The organism is Planctomonas deserti, assembly GCF_003067705.1.
Taxonomy (GTDB): Bacteria; Actinomycetota; Actinomycetes; order Actinomycetales; family Microbacteriaceae; genus Planctomonas; species Planctomonas deserti.
Genome location: NZ_QANL01000051.1, coordinates 1 through 710, shown reverse-complemented (window position 1 = coordinate 710; position 710 = coordinate 1). Strand labels below are relative to the sequence as shown.

Here is a 710-nt window from a genome sequence, read left to right as displayed (position 1 = left end):
AGAGTCCAGGGTGAGTTCTTTCATGGCGGCGACCGGCCCGGCGTGGGCCTCCATTATCTCCCTGCTGCGTGCAGAAGGGGTGGTGGGTGCGGATGGTAGGTGCGGACCGTTGGTCCGCACACCTTGCAACCTCACCCACGCATGGCGTGGAGCTACTTCGCGGCCTTCTTGACGGCCTTCTTGGCCGGTGCCTTCTTCGCGGCCGCCTTCTTCACCGCTTTCTTGGCCGGGGCCTTCTTGGCAGGCGCTTTCTTTGCAGCGGCCTTCTTCGGCGCGGCTTCCTTCTTCACCGCAGCCTTCTTGGCCGGTGCCTTCTTCGCAGCGGCCTTCTTGGCGCCGAAGCCCTTGCGCACCGGCTTGCCGGTTTCTTCCATCAGCTGCTGCACTTCGGCCAGGGTCAGCGATGCCGGCTCGCGATCCTTGGGGATCTTGCCGTTCATCCTGCCGTCGCTGATGTACGGGCCGAAGCGGCCGTTCAGCACCTGGATGTCGCTGCCCTCGAACTCCTTGATGATCCGGTTGCGCGCGATCTCTTCCTTCTCTTCGATCAGGAACACGGCGCGGGCCAGGTCGATGGTGTACGGGTCGTCTTCCTTCTTCAGCGAGGCATAGGTGCTGCCACGCTTGGCGAACGGGCCGAAGCGACCAATGCCGACGCTGACCGGCTCGCCGTTGTCCTCGCCCAGCGCGCGCGGCATCAGGAACAGTTC

At 64.4% G+C, this 710-nt stretch carries 1 protein-coding gene; it reads right to left on the bottom strand.

Annotated elements, in window-relative coordinates; translation table 11 throughout:
• Positions 1 to 152 precede the first annotated feature (152 nt).
• Positions 153 to 710 (bottom strand): topoisomerase C-terminal repeat-containing protein (locus DAI20_RS19475; protein ID WP_497802638.1); only part of this gene is annotated, 558 nt, incomplete at its 5' end.